The following is a 16455-nucleotide window of genomic DNA, read 5'->3' as shown; positions in this document are numbered from 1 at the left end:
AGTGTAGTGCACATGGAAATAATTGTTGCAGACCAAATTATTATGGGATTGATTTTAAATGCGGGTGATGCTAAACAGCATATTTACCAAGCTTTATCATATGCTAAGGAGGGCGATTTTACATCTTCTGAAGACGAAATTGCGAAAGCAGATGCAGCATTGCTAGAAGCGCATAACTTGCAAACACAATTTTTAGCCCAGGAAGCAGGTGGGACAAAGACAGAGATTACAGCTTTGTTTGTGCACTCACAAGATCACTTAATGACTTCAATCACAGAGATTAACTTGATCAAAGAAATGATTGACTTACGTAAAGAACTTTCAGCGAAACAATAAGGAGGAAAAGAAGATGAAAATTGGATTGTTTTGTGCAGCAGGATTTTCAACAGGAATGTTGGTAAATAATATGAAGGTGGCGGCTAAGGAATTAGGGATTGATGCTGAAATCGATGCCTATTCTCAAGCGAAATTAGCAGATTTTGCTCCTGAAATCGATGTCGCTTTGTTGGGCCCTCAAGTAGCTTATACTTTGGATAAATCAAAAGCGATTTGTGAGGCAAACCATATTCCTATTGCTGTCATCCCTATGGCAGATTATGGGATGTTGGATGGTAAGAAAGTACTAAATCTAGCTCTAGAATTGCTAGGAGAAAAATAAGGAGGCTTCCCATGTCTAATTTTAATTCTCAGAAAATTATCGCTCCAATCATGCGGTTTGTAAACTTGAAAGGAATTATTGCTCTTAAAGATGGGATGTTAGCGATCCTTCCATTAACGGTAGTTGGTAGTTTGTTCCTGATTATTGGGCAATTACCATTTGAAGGCCTTAATCAGGCTATTGCTAGTGTATTTGGCGATACGTGGACAGAGCCATTTATGCAGGTTTATTCAGGAACATTCGCCATCATGGGCTTAATTTCGTGCTTCTCCATTGGTTATTCATATGCTAAAAACAGTGGAGTAGAACCCTTGCCAGCAGGAGTTTTGTCCCTATCTTCATACTTTATCTTGTTAAAATCTTCTTATGTACCAGCTAAGGGAGAACCAATTGGTGATGCCATTGCAAAAGTATGGTTTGGTGGTCAAGGGATTATCGGGGCTATTATTATAGGTCTGGTAGTTGGTGCGATTTATACTGTGTTTATCCAAAGACACATTGTTATTAAAATGCCAGAACAAGTACCTCAAGCCATTGCCAAACAATTTGAAGCGATGATTCCTGCTTTCGTGATTTTCTTACTATCAATGATTGTCTATATCGTATCAAAAGTAGTGACAAGTGGCGGTACTTTCATTGAAATGATCTATGATGTCATTCAGGTTCCTCTACAAGGTCTAACAGGATCACTTTACGGAGCGATTGGAATTGCCTTCTTTATTTCGTTCTTGTGGTGGTTTGGTGTGCACGGACAATCAGTTGTCAATGGTGTAGTAACAGCCTTACTACTTTCTAACCTGGATGCCAATAAATCAATGTTGGCAGCTGGGAAGCTATCCGTTGAAAATGGTGCTCACATTGTAACTCAACAATTCCTAGATAGTTTCCTTATTTTGTCTGGATCAGGTATAACCTTTGGTTTGGTTGTTGCTATGTTATTTGCTGCTAAGTCAAAACAATATAAGGCACTTGGGAAAGTTGCAGCTTTTCCTGCAATCTTCAATGTTAATGAACCCGTCGTATTTGGCTTCCCAATTGTAATGAACCCAGTGATGTTCCTTCCATTTATTATCGTTCCAATTTTAGCAGCGATAATTGTTTATACTTCAATTGCTATTGGGTTCATGCATCCATTCTCAGGTGTGACCCTTCCTTGGAGTACACCAGCCATTATTTCTGGATTTATGGTTGGAGGTTGGCAAGGTGCTTTCGTTCAAGTGCTGGTTCTCGCAACCTCGACTGTCGTATATTTCCCATTCTTCAAATTCCAAGATAATCTTGCCTATAACAACGAATTACAAGCTGAAAAATAGTGCGTTTATTAGGAGTGCACAGATGTGCGACTAGAATAGAATTTATAGGTATTATCCATAATTCATTGAAATTCGTAAAATTTAATGCTACTATAGTTACGAAAGAAAACAAAATAATTTCAAAAGAAAGGTTTTGAAAAAATGAAACAAGTAGAAGTAGCAAGTACAAGCATTAAAACAGAATATTTTGGAAGCCTCACTGAACGCATGAATAAGTATCGTGAAGATGTCTTAAACAAGAAGCCTTATATCGACGCTGAACGTGCCGTTCTTGCAACTAAGGCATATGATCGTTATAAGGAACAACCAAATGTTCTTAAACGTGCCTATATGTTGAAAGAGATTCTTGAAAATATGACAATCTATATTGAGGATGAATCCATGATTGCTGGAAACCAAGCATCCTCTAATAAAGATGCTCCGATCTTCCCAGAATATACTTTAGAGTTCGTTCTGAAGGAATTGGATCTTTTTGAAAAGCGGGATGGTGACGTCTTCTATATTACGGAAGAAACGAAAGAGCAGCTCCGTAGTATCGCACCGTTCTGGGAAAATAATAACTTACGTGCAAGAGCTGGAGCTCTTCTACCTGAAGAAGTATCTGTCTATATGGAAACAGGATTCTTCGGTATGGAAGGGAAGATGAATTCAGGAGATGCCCACTTAGCAGTCAATTATCAAAAATTATTGCAATATGGCTTGAAAGGTTTTGAAGAAAGAGCCCGCCAAGCTAAAGCAGCCCTAGATCTAACGGATCCAGCTAGCATTGATAAGTACCATTTTTACGATTCTATCTTTATCGTAGTTGATGCTGTTAAGACCTATGCTCAACGATTTGTTGAACTTGCTAAACAACTTGCTGAGACAGCAACTCCTGAACGTAAGAAGGAATTGCTTGAAATTGCAGAGATTTGCTCAAAAGTTCCATACGAGCCTGCAAGTACATTTGCAGAGGCTGTTCAGTCTGTTTGGTTTATCCAATGTATTCTTCAGATTGAATCAAATGGACACTCACTTTCATATGGCCGTTTTGACCAATATATGTATCCATACGTTAAAGCTGATTTGGAAAGTGGACGGGAAACTGAAGAGAGTATTGTTGAACGCTTGACCAACCTTTGGATTAAGACTATTACAATTAACAAAGTACGTAGTCAAGCACATACCTTCTCATCTGCAGGTAGTCCGCTTTATCAAAATGTTACGATTGGTGGTCAAACGCGTGATAAGAAAGACGCTGTTAACCCATTGTCTTATTTAGTGTTGAAGTCTGTTGCTCAAACTCACCTTCCTCAACCAAACTTAACTGTTCGTTACCATGCTGGTTTGGATGCCCGCTTCATGAACGAATGTATTGAAGTTATGAAGCTCGGATTCGGTATGCCTGCTTTCAATAATGATGAGATCATTATTCCATCCTTTATTTCAAAAGGCGTGCTTGAAGAAGATGCTTATGATTACAGTGCAATTGGTTGTGTAGAAACAGCTGTTCCAGGTAAGTGGGGATATCGCTGTACAGGTATGAGTTATATGAACTTCCCTAAAGTTTTGCTCATTACGATGAATGACGGAATCGATCCTGCTTCTGGCAAGCGCTTTGCACCAAGCTTTGGTCATTTTAAAGACATGAAGAGCTTCGATGAATTGCAAACAGCATGGGACAAGACCTTACGCCACTTAACCCGCATGAGTGTGATCGTAGAAAACTCTATCGACCTATCTCTTGAAAGAGAAGTGCCAGATATCCTCTGTTCAGCTTTGACAGATGACTGTATTGGACGTGGAAAACACCTAAAAGAAGGTGGGGCTGTCTACGATTATATTTCTGGTTTACAAGTGGGTATTGCAAACTTATCCGATTCGCTTGCAGCGATCAAGAAACTGGTATTTGAAGAAGGGCGCTTAACACCACAAGAACTATGGCATGCTCTGGAAACCGATTACGAGGGCGAACGTGGAAAAGAAATCCAAGAGATGCTTATCCATGATGCACCGAAGTATGGAAACGATGATGACTATGCAGACAGCTTAGTTCGAGAAGCATACGATATTTATGTGGATGAAATTGCTAAATATCCAAATACTCGCTATGGACGTGGGCCAATCGGTGGTATCCGTTACTCAGGTACATCTTCTATTTCAGCCAATGTAGGACAAGGTCGTGGAACATTAGCTACTCCGGACGGTCGTAATGCTGGAACTCCACTAGCAGAAGGATGCTCTCCATCCCACAATATGGACCAACATGGCCCAACATCTGTTCTAAAATCAGTTTCTAAATTGCCAACAGATGAAATAGTTGGTGGTGTTTTACTGAACCAAAAAGTAAACCCACAAACTTTAGCCAAAGAAGAAGATAAATTAAAACTTATTGCTTTACTCCGTACGTTCTTTAATCGTCTACATGGATACCATATTCAATATAATGTGGTTTCTAGAGAAACGTTATTAGATGCTCAAAAACATCCGGAAAAACACCGTGACTTAATTGTACGTGTTGCAGGCTACTCAGCTTTCTTCAATGTACTATCAAGAGCTACACAAGATGATATTATTGGACGGACAGAGCATACTCTATAGTAAAGAGGTATGTATATGGAATTTATGCTTGATACTTTAAATATAAATGAAATAAAAAAATGGGCTCGAGTGTTACCTCTTGCTGGGGTAACCTCTAACCCAACAATTGCCAAAAAAGAAGGAGAAATCGATTTCTTTAAACGGATTCATGAGGTTCGGGAGATCATTGGTGAAGCTCCTTCTATCCATGTGCAAGTTGTTGCGAAAGATTATGACGGTATTTTAAAAGATGCTGCGAAAATTCGACAAGAATGTGGCGGAAATGTTTTTATTAAAGTTCCGGTTACTCCTGAGGGGTTGGCAGCTATCAAAACATTAAAATCAGAAGGTTATAAAATTACTGCAACCGCAATTTATACTGTATTTCAAGGTCTTTTGGCTATTGAAGCAGGCGCAGATTACCTTGCTCCCTATTATAATCGAATGGAGAACTTGAATATTGATTCAGCACAGGTAATAGCACAATTGGCAGATTCAATCGAAAAAAATCAATCATCAAGCAAAATTCTAGCAGCATCCTTTAAGAATGTCGGTCAAGTCAATCGAGCATTCAAAGAAGGGGCACAAGCCATCACTGCTGGGGCTGATGTCTTTGAAGCGGCTTTTGGAATGCCGTCAATTGAAAAAGCGGTGAATGATTTTGCGAATGATTGGTCAGCTATTCATCATCAGAATATAATTTGATAAAGGAGGAGTATATGAGAAATTTTGCAAGTCCGTCACGTTACATTCAAGGGGAAAATGCCTTATTTGAAAATGCAAAACCTATTTTAGAACTGGGGAGTCATCCTGTATTACTATGCGACTCAGTAGTCTATGAAATCGTAGGAGAACGATTTGAAAAATATCTCCTTCGGTATGGATTTACAGTCTTGCCAGTCTTCTTTAATGGAGAAGCTTCTGATAACGAAATCAATCGTGTGGTTAGTTTGGCAGAAGAAAATGGCTGTGATTTGGTCATTGGACTTGGTGGAGGAAAGACCATCGATAGTGCGAAAGCTATTGCCGATCTTTTAAAATCACCAGTTGTGATTGCCCCTACCATTGCCTCTACAGATGCTCCCGTTTCCGCTTTGTCAGTTATCTACACGGATGAAGGTGCCTTTGCTCGCTATATTTTCTATTCTAAAAACCCAGAATTGGTCTTGGTGGATAGCAAAGTCATCTCTCAAGCACCAAAACGTTTGCTCGCTTCTGGAATCGCAGATGGATTAGCGACTTGGGTCGAAGCGCGTGCGGTAATGCAAGCCAATGGAAAAACCATGTTGGGTCAACGACAAACCTTAGCGGGTGTCGCCATTGCACAACGTTGTGAAGAAACCTTATTTGCTGATGGACTCCAAGCCATGGCTGCTTGTGAAGCCAAAGTCGTAACCCCTGCTCTTGAAAACATCATTGAAGCCAATACCCTTCTTAGTGGGATTGGATTTGAAAGTGGAGGGTTAGCAGCGGCTCACGCCATCCATAATGGCTTTACGGCCCTCACCGGAGACATTCACCATTTGACTCACGGTGAAAAAGTAGCCTATGGAACCTTGGTTCAATTGTTCTTGGAAAACCGACCAAAAGAAGAATTGAACAAATACATTCGTTTCTATCAACAAATTGGCATGCCAACGACTCTGAAAGAAATGCATCTTGAAAATGCAAGCTACGAAGATCTTCTCAAGGTTGGCCAACAAGCTACCATCGAAGGAGAAACCATTCACCAAATGCCATTCAAGGTACAAGCATCTGATATTGCTCAAGCGATTGTAGCAGTCGATGCTTATGTCAAGTCCTTAGGCTAACTATAGAACGGAACTCCTTTCTAAAACAAGAACTCCCATACCTTATGGTAATGGGAGTTCTTGTTTTATTTTCTTCTTTTTGGATCGGTTTGTTTAAAGATCAGGTATAAGATTCCGGCTGGCAAGAAGCAGAAGAGCCACATGGCATCTAGCCCCTTGCTTTTACTGCTAGAGTTTGTTGCTTTAGAATCGCTCACGGCCATTCCCGCCTTAATACTTGGAGATACCTGTTGCAAGCCGTTTTGGACGACCAGGCGGTTGTTTTCCAGTTTAAGGGCTGGCTTCGTACCTTTTTTAACGGTTGCATAAAAGTCTTGCTTCAGTTGAATGGTCTTCCCGTCGATGGTGTGTTCCCCTGCAGAAAGGACTTTTTTATACTGGTAGTCTGCGAACATTTTCTCAGCTAAGGTATTTCCGATCTGATTGCGGTAGCTTTCGGCGATCTCGACATCGTAGTTTCCAACGCCTAGGATGACTTCGATAATCCGCTGTTTACCTCGCTTGGTTGTCGCGGTGTAGTTGTAGTCAGCAGTCGGGCTGGATCCGGTCTTGAGTCCATCTGTTCCTTTGAGGGCGAACTTTCCACCTTCGAGGGAAGTGTTGTAATTATCGTAGCTTTGCTCGTAAGGGGTTCCTTCCATGATGGTGGTGTGAGCTTGCTTGGTGTATTCCAACATTTCTGGCAGGTCGTTTACGATGTGATAAGCCAGAATAGACATGTCTCGCGCTGTAATTTCGTTATTGGCATTGACATCGTAGCGTTGCGGATTGTAGTAGCCCTGAAGCACCGAGATCATCGCCCCATTTGGATTGTGCCATTTGGTATGGCTCATCCCCATTTCTTGTGCGTACTGATTCATTAAGTCCAAAAACTTATCGGGATCATTGTCCGTAACAGCGTTTGCGAGCATAATCACAGCTGCGCTGGAAGAGGGAACAAAGAGCATCTTGATCAATTCAGATACCTTATAGTCCACACCAGCTACAATAGGTGAGTTACTTAACAAATTGTTTTCCGAAATAGCTTGATCAGCCTCTGTTGCTGTGACCACGGTATCGTACTTGATCTTACCTTCTTTGAGAGCCCGAAAGACCACATAGGCACTCATGAGCTTGGCCATGCTGCCTGAGTCCCGGACCGTGTCGATATTGTCTCCGTATAGGATGGCTCCAGTATTAGCATCGATGACGATGTCGGCCTTAGGCTTGTAAAAATCATCCAATACCAGTCCAGCATCGGCTGCGATTTTCATGACATCTTCTTGCTGATAGATATCGTCCGCAAAAGCAGTAGAGATAGGGCCTAATGTCAAGACTCCTACAAGGAGGGACAAGAGGCTGTATTTTAGTCGTTTGTGTAAATGTCTCCCGTTATTCATAAATTCCATTATATCATACAGGTTAGGGATTAAAACGGAAAAAATTCTAGAAAAAGAAAAAAGAGAATAATTTCGCAGTAAAAGCGTTTACATTTCCCTGGAAAGTGCTATAATTTAAATTGAATATAACATTTTTACAATGAGGTGAATTATATGAACAAAGGAAAGGTACTCTTAGCTACCAGCGCTCTGCTTTTATCAGCTGGTGTCCTCGTAGCTTGCTCAGGTGGAAAATCTGGAAGTTCCGGTGGACAGACGTTTAGCTATGTTTATACCCAGGATCCAGATACGCTCGACTATTCGATTTCCAATAAAAAATCGACTTCCGAGTTTACAGGAAATGCAGTAGATGGCTTATTGGAAGTAGACAAGTATGGGAACTTAATCCCATCACTTGCTAAAGACTGGACTGTTTCCAAAGACGGCTTGACCTATACTTATAAACTCCGCAAAGGGGTCAAATGGATGACTTCTGAAGGGGAAGAATATGGAGGAGAGGTTAAGGCCCAAGACTTTGTGACAGGTCTCAAGCACGCAGCAGATAAGAAATCACAAGCGATTTACTTGGTCCAAAAATCTGTCAAAGGCTTGGATGACTATGTTTCAGGGAAAACATCTGATTTCTCAACCGTTGGTGTGAAAGCGATTGATGATTATACCGTTCAATATACCTTGAGCCAGCCAGAAAGCTTCTGGAATTCCAAGACTACGATGGGGATCCTGATGCCAGTCAATGAAGAATTCCTGAAATCTAAAGGGGATGACTATGGTCAAGGAACTTCTCCGTCTAGTATCCTTTACTGCGGTCCTTATTTGATCAAATCCATCACTTCGAAATCTTCTGCGATATTAGAAAAAAATCCAACCTACTGGGATGCGGAAAATGTCAAGATCAGTAAAGTCAAACTGACCTATTATGATGGTCAAGACTCCGAGTCTCTGATCCGTGGATTTGATAACGGTGACTATACAGTTGCCCGTGTTTTCCCAAATGGTTCCAACTATAAGAGTGTAGAGAAGAAGCATAAGGACGACATCGTCTATACTGACCAAGGTTCCTCAACCTATAACCTTTCCTTCAACATTGACCGTCAGGCCTATGAAATCACAAAGAAGACCACGGATGCTCAAAAGGCCTCTACCAAGAAAGCAATCTTGAACAAGGACTTCCGTCAAGCTATTATGTTTGCCTTCAACCGCAAGGCTTATGTAGCGCAAACTAACGGGGAAGCGGGTGCCAATAAGGTGATCCGTAATACCTTTACGCCACCAAACTTTGTCCAAATCGATGGCAAACAATTTGGTGATGCAGTAGAAAAAGACTTAGAAGCTTATGGGGATGAATGGAAAGGGGTCTCTGTCGCAGATGGAAAAGACACCCTCTACAATCCAAGCAAGGCCAAAGAAGAGTTTGCCAAAGCCAAGGCAGACTTGCAGGCTCAAGGAGTTGAATTCCCAATTCATTTAGACCTTCCAACTTCTTCGACTTATACGGAAGGAATCAAACAAGCCCAATCCTTCAAACAGTCGATTGAATCTACATTGGGAGCAGAAAATATTGTCATCGATCTGAATATGGTTTCTGAGGATGATCTTCAACGAGTGACTTACTTTGCTGAAAATGCTTCCCAACAAGACTGGGATCTAAACAATAACTTGGGCTGGGGACCAGACTATACGGACCCATCTTCTTACATCGACATCACCAGTGGTAAATCTGGTGAAAATGCCAATTCTTACTTTGGATTCGATGCTGGTACGGATAATGCGGTGGCAAAAGCAGCTGGCTTTGATGAGTACAATCAATTAATTGAGGACGCTCAAAAAGAAAACACAGATGTCAACAAGCGTTATGAAAAATATGCTGCGGCTCAGGCTTGGTTGACCGATAGCGCCCTCTTGATTCCGATTCATTCGGATGGGGCTTCTCCAGTCGTTCGTAAGACTGTACCATACTCTGCAGCCTTTGCTTGGACAGGCCACAAGGGTCAAACCTTTAACTATAAGTATTTAGAAGTTCAAGACAAGGTCGTAGCGGCGAAAGACTATGACAAAGCGCGTGAACAATGGAAGAAAGAAAAAGAAGAATCCAATAAAAAAGCGCAAAAAGAACTTGAAAAGCATGTGAAATAGACTTTTCTTAGCGAAAACAGGATGGACAGGTCCCGTATGGGACCTGTCTTTTTCTTTGTCTGAACCTTTAAAAATCGCCTAAAAATGGTATAATAGGAGCATCACGAAAATTGGAGAGACGCTATGAGTTTTTACAATCATAAAGAAATCGAGCCTAAGTGGCAAAAATACTGGGCTGACCATCACACCTTTAAGACAGGAACAGATGCTTCAAAACCTAAGTTTTATGCATTGGACATGTTCCCTTACCCATCTGGAGCGGGTCTTCACGTAGGACACCCAGAAGGCTACACAGCGACTGATATCCTTAGCCGTTTCAAACGTGCGCAAGGCTACAATGTCCTTCACCCAATGGGATGGGATGCTTTTGGTTTGCCTGCAGAGCAATATGCTATGGATACAGGGAATGACCCAGCGGAATTCACAGCAGAAAACATTGCCAACTTCAAACGCCAAATCAATGCGCTTGGCTTCTCTTACGACTGGGATCGTGAAGTCAATACGACAGATCCGAACTACTACAAGTGGACGCAATGGATTTTCACCAAGCTTTACGAAAAAGGCTTAGCTTATGAAGCGGAAGTGCCAGTAAACTGGGTTGAGGAACTAGGAACAGCTATCGCCAACGAAGAAGTTCTTCCAGACGGAACCTCTGAGCGTGGGGGCTATCCAGTTGTCCGCAAACCAATGCGCCAATGGATGCTTAAAATCACGGCCTATGCGGAACGTTTGCTCAACGACTTGGATGACCTTGACTGGCCAGAGTCTATCAAGGACATGCAACGCAACTGGATTGGGAAATCAACTGGTGCCAATGTCACTTTTAAAGTAAAAGGGACTGACAAGGAATTCACAGTCTTTACGACTCGTCCGGATACCCTCTTTGGTGCGACCTTCACTGTTTTGGCTCCTGAACATGAACTAGTAGATGCCATCACAACACCTGAACAAGCTGAGGCTGTAGCGGACTACAAACACCAAGCTAGCCTTAAATCAGACTTGGCTCGTACAGACCTTGCCAAGGAAAAAACAGGGGTTTGGACTGGTGCTTATGCGATTAACCCTGTCAATGGTAAAGAAATTCCAATCTGGATTGCCGACTATGTTCTTGCTAGCTACGGTACAGGTGCTGTTATGGCCGTACCTGCTCACGATGAGCGTGACTGGGAATTTGCTAAACAGTTTGACCTTCCAATCGTAGAAGTCTTGGAAGGTGGAAACGTAGCAGAAGCTGCTTACACAGAAGATGGTCTTCACGTCAACTCTGACTTCTTGAACGGTCTCAACAAAGAAGAAGCGATTGCTAAAATCGTGTCTTGGCTAGAAGAAAAAGGCTTTGGTCAAGAAAAGGTGACCTACCGTCTCCGCGACTGGCTCTTTAGCCGTCAACGTTACTGGGGTGAACCAATCCCAATCATTCATTGGGAAGATGGAACTTCGACAGCTGTTCCAGAAAGTGAACTTCCACTTGTCTTGCCAGTGACCAAGGACATCCGCCCTTCAGGTACTGGGGAAAGCCCATTGGCCAACTTGACAGACTGGCTGGAAGTGACCCGCGAAGATGGCGTCAAAGGTCGTCGTGAAACTAATACGATGCCACAATGGGCCGGTTCAAGCTGGTACTACCTCCGCTATATCGATCCACACAACACTGAGAAATTGGCTGACGAGGACCTTCTCAAACAATGGTTGCCAGTCGATATCTACGTGGGTGGTGCAGAACACGCCGTACTCCATTTGCTTTACGCTCGTTTCTGGCACAAATTCCTCTATGATCTTGGTGTTGTACCTACTAAAGAGCCCTTCCAAAAACTCTTTAACCAAGGAATGATCTTGGGAACTAGCTACCGTGACCACCGTGGAGCTCTTGTGGCGACTGACAAGGTTGAAAAACGTGACGGTTGCTTCTGCCATGTGGAAACAGGAGAAGAGTTGGAGCAGGCGCCAGCCAAGATGTCTAAATCCCTCAAGAACGTGGTGAATCCAGACGATGTGGTGGAACAATACGGTGCCGATACCCTTCGTGTCTATGAAATGTTCATGGGACCACTCGATGCTTCTATCGCTTGGTCTGAAGAAGGTCTGGAAGGAAGCCGTAAATTCCTTGACCGTGTTTACCGTTTGATTACAAGTAAAGAAATTGTTGCGGATAACAATGGTGCTCTTGACAAGGTCTATAACGAAACTGTTAAGGCTGTCACTGAGCAAATCGAGTCGATGAAATTCAACACAGCCATTGCCCAACTCATGGTCTTTGTCAATGCAGCGAATAAGGAAGACAAACTCTATGTGGATTATGCCAAAGGCTTTATCCAATTGATCGCCCCATTTGCGCCTCACTTGGCAGAAGAACTCTGGCAAACAGTCGCAGCAACCGGTGAGTCTATCTCTTATGTGGCTTGGCCAACATGGGACGAAAGCAAATTGATTGAAGATGAAATTGAAATTGTCGTTCAAATCAAAGGAAAAGTCCGTGCTAAACTCATGGTCGCAAAAGACCTGTCACGCGAAGAATTGCAAGAAGTCGCTCTGGCTGGCGAAAAAGTCAAAGCAGAGATTGATGGCAAAGAAATCGTGAAGGTGATTAGTGTCCCTAATAAGCTTGTTAATATTGTTGTGAAATAAAAAATGAATCCTTCAGAGTTCAGCTCTGGAGGATTTTTGTGAAAAGGCAAAGAGTCGGTTTGAAAATAGTTGTTGGTTGGATGCGTGATATCAAAAAAGCTTCGGTAGGAAGAAACCTACCGAAGCTTTTTAACAAATTTCATTCTGCATTACAGTGAACATATGTAAAACTCAGTGTTGTTTTACAAGGAGTTTAAATGTTTCTCTTCTTCCAAGGAAAATGTTATTTCTATATCGAAATAGTTGACAGATGTAACAGGCAGTGGTACAATGACTTTGATATTTCGATATAGAAATAAAAAGGAGACAAAATGGACAAGATGCAAGGGGGCTACCAAGCTTTACAGATACGCTTGTTAAATGGGCGTATCTTTCAAAAACTGCTGAGTAAGGAACCAGATGTCCAATACCGAAGTGAACAGGGGAAAATTTTAACAATTCTGTGGAAGCAAGAATTAGGGTGCGCTACCGCAACTGATATCGCTCTTACGACGGGTCTAGCCAATAATACATTGACCAGCATGGTTAAGAAATTGGAAGAACAAGGTTTGGTCACGATTCAACCTTGCACGCAGGATAAAAGGAAAAAATATATCTCTTTGACAGACCTCGGTTGGGCGCAAAAAGAAATTGGGGATCGTGTTAGTAAGGAACTGGGGGAGATTTTCTATCAAGGATTTTCGGATCAAGAAATCCGAGAATTTGAGGCCTATCAAGAGCGCATTATCTCAAATCTAAAAGCTAAAGAGAATGACATCTAAGGAAAGGAAGTAACAGTTATGATTGGTATTACAGGGGTAACAGGGAAATTAGGTTCTTATGTGGCTAATCTTGTCGATCAGAAAGGAATCGCTTCAGTCCATCTAGCACGAAGCCCAGAGCGTGCAAAGATCTATGAGTCAGCAGAAATTCGTAAAATAGTGTATGCCAATACACCAGAGGTGGTTGAGGCCTTGAAGGGTATTGATATCTTGTTGATGGTTTCTGCTCGGGAAAATCCAGAGCGTGTCAAGGAACACAAGGACTTTTTAGATGCTGCAAAGCTAGCGGGGGTAGAGCATATCGTTTATACCTCCTTTTATGGGGCAGATGAGAAGGCAACTTTTACCTTGTCTCGAGATCATGCCCAAACGGAAGCCTATATCAAGGAGTTAGGGTTCACCTACACTTTTTTGAGAGATAATTTTTACTTGGACTTCCTGATTGATATGGCACTTGAAAATGGAGAAATTCGTGGTCCGGCAGGCAGTGGTCTTGTGTCAGCTGTTGCCCGTAAGGACACATCTAGGGTTGCAGCAGAAATTCTTTTAAATCCTAAGGAGTGGGAAAATCAAACCTTGAATCTGACAGGGCCAGAGGATCTTTCCATGGAAGAAATCGTAGCGCTTCTCTCAAAAGAGACCGGTGACGCCATCGCGTATGTGGATGAAACAGTAGAAGAAGCTTATGAGTCACGGAAAAAATGGCCAGCACAAACTTGGGAGTACGACGCCTGGGTCAGCACCTATATAGCAATTAAAGCTGGGGAACAAGCTGGGGTTTCAACAGATATCGAAAAAGTTCTAGGGCATCCGGCAAGTAGCCTATTGGATACTCTTAGAGACAGAAAACTTATCGAGGAAGAACATGATTGAATATAGAAATGTAGCCTTGCGCTACACGGATAAGGACATTTTAAAAGATGTCAATCTCCGCATTGAAAATGGAGAATTCATGGTGCTAGTGGGTCCTTCAGGATCTGGAAAGACTACCATGATCAAGATGATTAACCGTCTCTTGGAGCCGACTGATGGCAATATCTATATGGACGGAAAACGCATCAAGGACTATGATGAACGAGAGTTACGTCTTTCTACTGGTTATGTGCTTCAAGCCATTGCCCTATTTCCTAATTTGACAGTTGCGGAAAATATCGCTCTCATTCCTGAGATGAAGGGCTGGGGCAAGGAGCGAGTGGCTTCCAAAACAGTCGAACTTTTAGAAAAAGTAGGCCTTCCAGCTTCTGATTACGCCGATCGCAAACCCCATGAGCTGTCTGGTGGGGAGCAACAACGAATTGGCATTGTGCGGGCCATCATTGCAGAGCCAAAAATCTTACTGATGGACGAGCCCTTTTCAGCCTTGGATGCTATTTCTCGCAAGCAGTTGCAGGCTCTTACCAAAGACTTGCACAAGGAGTTCGGCATGACCACTATCTTTGTTACACACGACACAGACGAAGCCTTGAAATTAGGCGATCGGATTGCGGTGCTACAAGAAGGAGAGATTGTGCAGGTGGCGGATTCTGAGACCATTCTAGCCCAACCGGCCAACGACTTTGTGGCAGATTTGTTTGGAGGTGCTCACCATGTCTAAACTAGTTACATCCTTTCAAGAGCGTTTTGGAGTCTGGCTCACAGCCCTTGGCCAACACTTGCAACTGTCATTACTGACCCTGATCCTTGCTATTTTTCTAGCTGTTCCATTAGCTATTTATTTAAGTACACGCAAGAGAGCCAGCAACTGGGTTTTACAGCTAGCTGGGATCTTCCAGACCATTCCTTCCATGGCCCTTTTGGGGCTCTTCATTCCCATCATGGGAATTGGAACACTTCCGGCCTTGACAGCTCTCGTCATCTATGCCATTTTCCCCATCCTTCAAAATACCATCACCGGTTTGCAGGGGATTGACCCAAGTCTTGAAGAAGCGGGAATCGCCTTTGGGATGACCAAGTGGGAGCGACTCAAGAAGTTTGAGATTCCCTTGGCCATGCCCGTTATCATGTCTGGGATTCGGACAGCAGCTGTGATGATTATCGGGACAGCTACCCTAGCTGCCTTGATTGGAGCTGGGGGACTCGGTTCCTTTATCCTTCTGGGGATTGATCGCAATAATTCCAGTCTGATTTTGATCGGTGCCCTGTCTTCTGCCTTCTTAGCCATCGCCTTTAACCTTCTTCTCAAATGGATGGAAAAGGCCAAATTGCGGACCATCTTTGCGGCTTTTGCGGTAATGGTTATCGGATTGGGAGCTAGCTATACACCAAGTCTTCTTCCCAAACCGGAAAAAGAAAACCTGGTCATCGCTGGGAAGCTAGGTCCTGAACCGGAAATTCTAGCCAATATGTATAAGATCTTGATCGAGGAAAATACGGACATGACAGTGACCGTCAAACCAAATTTTGGCAAGACCACCTTCCTCTATGAAGCTCTGAAAAAAGGGGATATCGCTATCTATCCAGAGTTTACAGGGACCGTGACCGAAAGTCTCCTCAAGCCAGCACCGCAAGTCGACCATGATCCAGAAGCAGTCTATCAAGCGGCTCGAGATGGGATCAAGATACAAGACAACCTAGCCTTGCTCAAACCTATGGCTTATCAGAATACCTATGCTGTTGCAGTCCCTAAGAAAATTGCCCAAGAGTATGGCCTCAAGACCATTTCAGATTTGAAAAAGGTGGAAGGACAACTCAAGGCAGGATTTACCTTGGAGTTTAATGACCGAGAGGATGGGAACAAGGGCTTGCAGAAGGTTTACGGACTCCACCTACAAGTATCCACCATGGAGCCAGCCCTTCGCTACCAGGCGATCCAGTCCGGTGATATCCAGATCACAGATGCTTACTCAACGGATGCCGAGCTGGCTCGCTATGACCTGGTGGTCCTCGAAGATGACAAACAACTCTTCCCACCTTATCAAGGGGCGCCCCTCATGAAAGAAGCTCTTCTTAAGAAACATCCCGAATTAGAAGCTGTTCTCAATAAGTTGGCAGGTAAAATCACAGCAGACCAAATGAGTCAGATGAACTACCAAGTCGGAGTAGAAGGCAAGCCTGCTGCTAAAGTAGCGCGTGACTTTTTGGTAAAAGAAGGGTTGATAAAAAATTAACAAACCATTCTCAAGTCTTTGCACTTGAGAATTTTTTAATAGAAAGCAATTTCATATCCTTTCAGCAAGCTTTTGGGTTAGAGGGAGAGACCTTCTCTTCAAAAAAATC

Annotated in this window: 13 protein-coding genes; 12 read left to right on the top strand and 1 reads right to left on the bottom strand. The window is 42.9% G+C overall.

The window, feature by feature from the left end; all coding sequences use genetic code 11:
• Positions 1 to 12: 12 nt before the first annotated feature.
• The 6 genes from QM351_RS07985 (at position 13) to QM351_RS07960 (ending at position 6341) form a co-directional block, all read left to right on the top strand.
• The gene (locus QM351_RS07985) at positions 13 to 336 is read left to right on the top strand and encodes a PTS lactose/cellobiose transporter subunit IIA (protein ID WP_049486455.1); all 324 of its coding nucleotides are present in this window, start codon (positions 13 to 15) and stop codon (positions 334 to 336) included.
• Between the two features lie 13 nt (positions 337 to 349).
• Entirely contained in the window at positions 350 to 658 is a 309-nt protein-coding gene (locus QM351_RS07980; protein WP_013904534.1) for a PTS sugar transporter subunit IIB, read from the top strand.
• Between the two features lie 11 nt (positions 659 to 669).
• Positions 670 to 1971: a PTS sugar transporter subunit IIC gene (locus QM351_RS07975; RefSeq protein ID WP_049486454.1), complete on the top strand. Its 1302-nt coding sequence runs from the start codon at positions 670 to 672 to the stop codon at positions 1969 to 1971.
• A gap of 141 nt (positions 1972 to 2112) precedes the next feature.
• Entirely contained in the window at positions 2113 to 4551 is a 2439-nt protein-coding gene (locus QM351_RS07970) for a glycyl radical protein (RefSeq protein ID WP_023027619.1), read from the top strand.
• 15 nt (positions 4552 to 4566) lie between these two features.
• Positions 4567 to 5235, top strand: coding sequence for a fructose-6-phosphate aldolase (locus QM351_RS07965; RefSeq protein ID WP_049486453.1), 669 nt, complete (start codon positions 4567 to 4569; stop codon positions 5233 to 5235).
• 14 nt (positions 5236 to 5249) lie between these two features.
• A complete protein-coding gene (locus QM351_RS07960; protein ID WP_049486452.1) occupies positions 5250 to 6341 on the top strand; it encodes a glycerol dehydrogenase in 1092 nt (363 codons plus the stop codon).
• A gap of 65 nt (positions 6342 to 6406) precedes the next feature.
• Here QM351_RS07960 and QM351_RS07955 read toward each other — a convergent pair whose 3' ends face one another.
• Positions 6407 to 7729: a DUF1958 domain-containing protein gene (locus QM351_RS07955; RefSeq protein ID WP_049489275.1), complete on the bottom strand. Its 1323-nt coding sequence runs from the start codon at positions 7727 to 7729 to the stop codon at positions 6407 to 6409.
• Positions 7730 to 7873: 144 nt separating this feature from the next.
• Here QM351_RS07955 and QM351_RS07950 point away from each other — a divergent pair, with 144 nt between their 5' ends.
• The 6 genes from QM351_RS07950 (at position 7874) to QM351_RS07925 (ending at position 16346) form a co-directional block, all read left to right on the top strand.
• Positions 7874 to 9853 carry a peptide ABC transporter substrate-binding protein gene (locus tag QM351_RS07950; RefSeq protein ID WP_414327160.1) on the top strand — a complete coding sequence of 660 codons (1980 nt, stop codon included), beginning with the start codon at positions 7874 to 7876 and terminating at the stop codon, positions 9851 to 9853.
• Positions 9854 to 9976: 123 nt separating this feature from the next.
• Positions 9977 to 12478: a leucine--tRNA ligase gene (leuS, locus tag QM351_RS07945; RefSeq protein WP_414327159.1), complete on the top strand. Its 2502-nt coding sequence runs from the start codon at positions 9977 to 9979 to the stop codon at positions 12476 to 12478.
• Positions 12479 to 12789: 311 nt separating this feature from the next.
• Positions 12790 to 13239, top strand: a complete 450-nt coding sequence (locus QM351_RS07940) for a MarR family winged helix-turn-helix transcriptional regulator (protein ID WP_414327158.1) — start codon at positions 12790 to 12792, stop codon at positions 13237 to 13239.
• 18 nt (positions 13240 to 13257) lie between these two features.
• Positions 13258 to 14112, top strand: a complete 855-nt coding sequence (locus tag QM351_RS07935; protein ID WP_414327157.1) for an SDR family oxidoreductase — start codon at positions 13258 to 13260, stop codon at positions 14110 to 14112.
• Entirely contained in the window at positions 14105 to 14833 is a 729-nt protein-coding gene (locus tag QM351_RS07930; protein ID WP_414327156.1) for an ABC transporter ATP-binding protein, read from the top strand. The genes QM351_RS07935 and QM351_RS07930 overlap by 8 nt, the downstream gene beginning before the upstream one ends.
• Positions 14826 to 16346, top strand: a complete 1521-nt coding sequence (locus QM351_RS07925; RefSeq protein WP_414327155.1) for an ABC transporter permease/substrate-binding protein — start codon at positions 14826 to 14828, stop codon at positions 16344 to 16346. The genes QM351_RS07930 and QM351_RS07925 overlap by 8 nt, the downstream gene beginning before the upstream one ends.
• The last annotated feature ends 109 nt before the right edge of the window (positions 16347 to 16455 follow it).

The sequence above is a fragment of the Streptococcus parasanguinis genome, assembly GCF_047465465.1.
Taxonomy (GTDB): Bacteria; Bacillota; Bacilli; order Lactobacillales; family Streptococcaceae; genus Streptococcus; species Streptococcus parasanguinis_AI.
The sequence above is the reverse complement of the archived record's forward strand: the minus strand, read 5'-3'. Positions and strand labels throughout refer to the sequence as shown.